Origin of the sequence: Curtobacterium sp. PhB190, from assembly GCF_004365385.1 — a bacterium.
GTDB lineage: Bacteria > Actinomycetota > Actinomycetes > Actinomycetales > Microbacteriaceae > Curtobacterium.
Genome location: NZ_SODN01000024.1, coordinates 1 through 4,795 on the forward strand (window position 1 = coordinate 1; position 4,795 = coordinate 4,795).

Here is a 4,795-nt window from a genome sequence, read left to right on the forward strand (position 1 = left end):
ACCGTCCGCGCCGACGTCACCTCGACGTGGACGACGACCTCCGCCAGCAGCGTCCGCATCAGCACCGTCCGCTTCCTCGGACTCGGCCGCACCAGCTGCGCCTGATGGCAATACTGGGCTGTCGTCCTAAAAAGCTTTAGTTTTCCGAGATGCAGCCGTGAGACACATTGCCATGTCGGTGACATCAGCATCCAAGCGGGTGCCGCTTGTCTCGGAATGTCGTCTGGGCCTGGCTGGCGGTTCGTCGAGTGGTCTTGACGGTTTGTGGGACGCAGCGCGTGGCAGAGGGCTTGGGGGAGCTGTTGGCGAGCCCGCAGTGTCGTCCTTTCCGCGGAGCAGTGAGGGTCCCTGGGAGGATCGCTACGCGGTCATGCTCTCCCAGAAGATGAGTTCGCTGCGGCCCGCTTCGCTGAGGGGTATGCCCTCACTGTCCGTCGCGGTGTCAAGGACGGTTGCGAACACACTGCCGTCCGGGAGCGTCAGTTCTCGGGCCGTCCAGCGCACAAGCCCATAGCCAGGGTGGTCCGTGCACCCGGAGCTGAGTCGAGCATCCACGCCCTGAGCGTACGACTTTGTGGCGGCGACCGGCCATGACGAGCGACCTGATCGCTGGTAATCAGCGTCATGGGAACCGGCACCCCGATAGCCGAACATCTCGCAGGATGCCTGTCCCGCTCGGCGATGGGTCACCGGACGGCCTGCCTCGGTTTTCAGGGGGCTTGGAAGCCGGCTTCCTGGAGCACCTTCTGTCCGGCGTCGGAGCGGACGTAGTCGCTGAACGAGGCGGCGAGGTCGGGGTTCTTGCTCTCCTTGAGCACCGCGATCGGGTAAGTGTTGACGGCGCTTGATGCGTCCTTGAATGTCACCCCGTCGATCTTGCCAGCCGCGCCCTTGACGTCGGTGACGTACACCAGGCCTGCGTCTGCTTGCCCGGAGCTGACCTTACCGAGCACGTCGGTGACGGACTGCTCCTCGCTGACGGGCTTCAACGTGACCCCGGTCGCCTGCTCGACCTTCTCGGTAGCGGCACCGCACGGGACCGGGCTGGCGCACGTGACGACCTGCACGCCGGCGTTGGTGAGGTCCTTGAAGTCGGTGATCTTCTTCGGGTTGCCGGGCGCGACCGCGATCTCAAGCGTGTTCTTCGCAAAGTCCGCCGGTGAACCCTGGAGGTCGTTCGTGGCGAGCTTGTCCATGTTCTTCTCGTCAGCCGACGCGAATACGTCGGCCGGTGCGCCGTTCTGGATCTGCGTCACGAGGTCACTGGAACCGGCGAAGGAGAACTCAATCGTCGTACCCGGGTGTGCGGCCTCGTACTGCTTCCCCAGCTCGGTAAACGTCTTCTGCAACGACGCTGCCGCAAACACTGTGATCGAACCCATCGCAGAGGACGAGGACGAGGACGAGGACGGCGACGGCGACGACGAGCTGGCTGTCGTGCTGCCGGCGGAACACGCCGTAAGCAGCAGCGACGCCGCGGCGACCGCGGTCAGGAGGGTCGGCAGGCGGGTGGCGCGGTGCGGCATGACGGGGTTCCGTTCGACAGGTTGCGCCGCAAATGCGGCGATGTTTTGCCATTCAACACGAAGATGCGGTTGCCCCGGTGGTCATGGGTTGGCGTGATCTGTACGGCCGTCGTCCTGATTACCGCTGGCGGCGTCCTTGGGCTCGGCGGTTGGCTGATGTCATGACAGATGAGCGTTCAGTGACGAGCGGGTCCGATGGCAGTGCCGGCGATGCGAACTACGGCGTGATCGGGGCCGGGTACGGGCAGTACCGGCGTCCGGAGCCCGCGTTCACCGCGGCGATCCAGGCTGCGCTCGGCAATGCTCGAACGCTCGTGAACGTCGGTGCTGGTGCGGGCTCCTACGAACCGACCGACCTCGACGTGACCGCTGTAGAGCCGAGCGCCACGATGCGTGCGCAACGCCCCGCAGGGTCGGTGCCCGCGGTCGATGCGACCGCGGAGGACCTTCCGTTCGGTGACGACAGCTTCGACGCGGCCCTGGCGTCGTTCACCGTCCATCAGTGGCGGGACCTGCCGGCTGGGCTCCACGAGGTTCGCCGGGTGACCCGCGGGCCTGTCGTGATCCTCACCTGCGACCCGTCCGCGCTCACCCGGTCGTGGATCAACGACTACGCACTCGAGGTCATCGCCACGGAAGCCAGCCGATACCCGTCGATCGACAACCTCCGAGCAGGACTCGGCGGAACCGTCACCGTGGCGTCCGTACCGATCCCACTCGAATGCGTCGACGGATTCAGCGAGGCGTACTACGGCCGCCCCGAAGCGCTCCTCGACCCCGGCGCCAGGCGCGCGAACTCCGCCTGGAGCTTCGTCGGTCCGGACGTCGAGGCACGCTTCGAGCGCGCGCTGCGGGCCGACCTCGACACGGTCGCGTGGGACGCCCAGCACGGACACCTGCGCGCCCAGCCGACGTTCGACGGGTCGCTGCGCCTCGTGGTGGGCCACCCGTGAAGACAGAAACGGTACAGCGGCAGGGGAAGGCGCTGTGGCTGGTCGCTGCGTGGTTCTGGGCGTTGCAGTTCGCGGTGCTGAACCCGCTGCTCGCAGTGCTCCTCGTGACCCTCTACGACGCGACGCCGGCCGAGGTCGGTTGGGTCCTGGGGCTCTACAACGTTGGCGGGTTCGCCGCGTCCCTGCTCATCCCGACTCTCGCGGACCGGAGCCGGAACTACCTGCGGCCGCTGGTGTTCTGTGCGCTCGGCGGAGTTGCTCTCGTGGCGGTCCTCGCAGTCACGACGTCGCTCCCGGTGGTCGTGCTCGCCCTGGTCATCCTCGGCGGCCCGCCCGGCGTCGGATCGACGCTGCTGTTCGCGCAGCTCCGCCATGAAGGCGCACCACCGGCGCAGGTCATCCGGACCCGTGCGATCGTGTCTTTCGCCTGGGTCATCGGCCCTCCCGTGGCCACCCTCGTCACTGGAACGGCAGGCTCCCCGGCAGCGCTGCCGCTCCTTGCCGGCATCGGCCTGGTCAACGTCGTCACCGCGCTCCTGCTCCTCCGCCGACGCGGGACAATTCGCACCGATGACGCCACACCTCGGCCACGGCTGCTGGTGCAGCTCCGCGGGTGGAACCGGTGGGGTGTCGTCGGAGCGTTCACGCTCCTGCAGGCGACGAACATCGCCACCGTCACTATCGCGACCCTGTTCGTCACCCGCGACCTCCAGGCTCCGATCATCTGGGCTGGCATCACGCTCGGCGCTGCCGCCCTCCTCGAGATCCCCGCACTGCTGCTCATCGGTCGGCTCCAGGAACACCGCTCCGTCCGGCTCCTCCTCGCTGGCGGGTGGGTATGCGGTGTCGCGTACTACGGCTTCGTCGCGCTGGCCCATGAGCCGTGGCAGCTCCTCGTTCTGCAGCCGCTGAACGCCTGGTTCTTCGCGACCGTCGCCGGCCTCGGTCTGACCGTGTTCCAGGACGTGTTCCCGAGCCCCGGACTCGCATCGGGGCTCTTCACCAACACCCGCCGCGCCGGAGCCGTTCTCGCCGGCCTGCTCATCGCCGCACTCGGCTCGTTTCCCGCCCCGTACCGGGCCGTGTACATCGCCGCGGCAATCATCGCGCTCACCGTGCTTGCCACCGCCGCTGCGGTCACCACCCGTGCACGTGACGCAGCGCGCTAGGTTCGAGGGCGTGAGCACAGACCGCGACCACCGAGTGGCGGTGCTCGTTCTCGACGGCGCGAAAGCGCTCGACGTCGGGATCGCTGCGCACGTGTTCGCGAAGCGGCCGAGCATGCCCTACGAGGCCCGCGTCTGCGCCGAACAGGTCGGCACCGTGGAAGGGTGGGACGGCCTCGCCTACGCCGTCAGCCACGACCTCGACACTCTTACCTGGGCCGACACCATCCTCGTCCCCGGCTACCGGAACCCCGCCGAGGTCACCACACCGCCAGCGGTCATCGCAGCGCTCCGCGCAGCGCACGAACGCGGTGCCCGGATCGCAGCGATCTCGACAGGCGCGTTCACCCTCGCCGCCGCCGGGCTCCTCAATGGGCGGCGCGCGACGACGCACTGGCACTACACGGACATCCTCCGCGACCGGTACCCGGAGGTCGACGTCGACGAGCACGTGCTGTTCGTCGACGCCGGGAACGTGCTCACCAGCGCCGGCGCCGCCAGCGGCATCGACCTCTGCCTCCACCTCATCCGCCGCGACCACGGAGTCGCGCTCGCCAACCACGTCGCCCGACGCCTCGTCAGCGCCCCCTACCGAAGCGGCGGCCAAGCCCAGTACGTGCTCCGCACCATCCCAGAACCCCTCGGCGACGTCTTCGCCGCCACCCGCGCCTGGGCGCTCGACCACCTCGACGACGACCTGTCCCTCGCGGCGCTTGCCCGTCAGTCGAATGTGTCCGCGCGGACGTTCTCACGCCGGTTTGCTGCCGACACCGGCATCACCCCGATGCAGTGGGTCTTGCGCGCCAGGATCGACCGCGCCCGGGAACTTCTCGAACGCACCGACTTGACGATGACGCAGATCGCCGAAGCGACAGGACTGCGATCCGACGCGAACCTCCGTCGCCACTTCGGCAGCATCATCGGCACCTCTCCCACCGCCTACCGAGCTGCGTTCCAGGAGTCTCGATAGCCGGTGGTCCACCGCTACACGACAGCCGTCGTCCACGACGGGCTCGCTTGCCGCCTGCTGTGAGCAGAGGCCCTTGCGGTTGCACCGGGCACGACAGATGATCCTCGCGAACCCGTATCAGCCAGTCGGAACGGCCGCGGCGGCGAGTGGGATTGCGCACTTCGGCCGGTTCTCCGCCTA

The 4,795-nt window shown here is 68.0% G+C and carries 4 protein-coding genes; 3 read left to right on the top strand and 1 reads right to left on the bottom strand.

Features of this window, described 5'->3' with window-relative positions; translation table 11 throughout:
* Window positions 1–710: 710 nt before the first annotated feature.
* A complete protein-coding gene (gene modA / locus EDF47_RS19630; protein WP_132100987.1) occupies window positions 711–1,526 on the bottom strand; it encodes a molybdate ABC transporter substrate-binding protein in 816 nt (271 codons plus the stop codon).
* A 161-nt stretch (window positions 1,527–1,687) separates the two neighbouring features.
* Here modA and EDF47_RS19635 point away from each other — a divergent pair, with 161 nt between their 5' ends.
* The 3 genes from EDF47_RS19635 to EDF47_RS19645 are packed head-to-tail and all read left to right on the top strand — an operon-like array spanning window position 1,688 to window position 4,615.
* Window positions 1,688–2,479 carry a class I SAM-dependent methyltransferase gene (locus tag EDF47_RS19635; protein WP_132100988.1) on the top strand — a complete coding sequence of 264 codons (792 nt, stop codon included), beginning with the start codon at window positions 1,688–1,690 and terminating at the stop codon, window positions 2,477–2,479.
* Window positions 2,476–3,648 carry an MFS transporter gene (locus EDF47_RS19640; RefSeq protein ID WP_132100989.1) on the top strand — a complete coding sequence of 391 codons (1,173 nt, stop codon included), beginning with the start codon at window positions 2,476–2,478 and terminating at the stop codon, window positions 3,646–3,648. The genes EDF47_RS19635 and EDF47_RS19640 overlap by 4 nt, the downstream gene beginning before the upstream one ends.
* 10 nt (window positions 3,649–3,658) lie before the next feature.
* On the top strand, window positions 3,659–4,615 hold the full coding sequence (locus EDF47_RS19645; RefSeq protein WP_243692526.1) for a DJ-1/PfpI family protein: 957 nt from the start codon (window positions 3,659–3,661) through the stop codon (window positions 4,613–4,615).
* The last annotated feature ends 180 nt before the right edge of the window (window positions 4,616–4,795 follow it).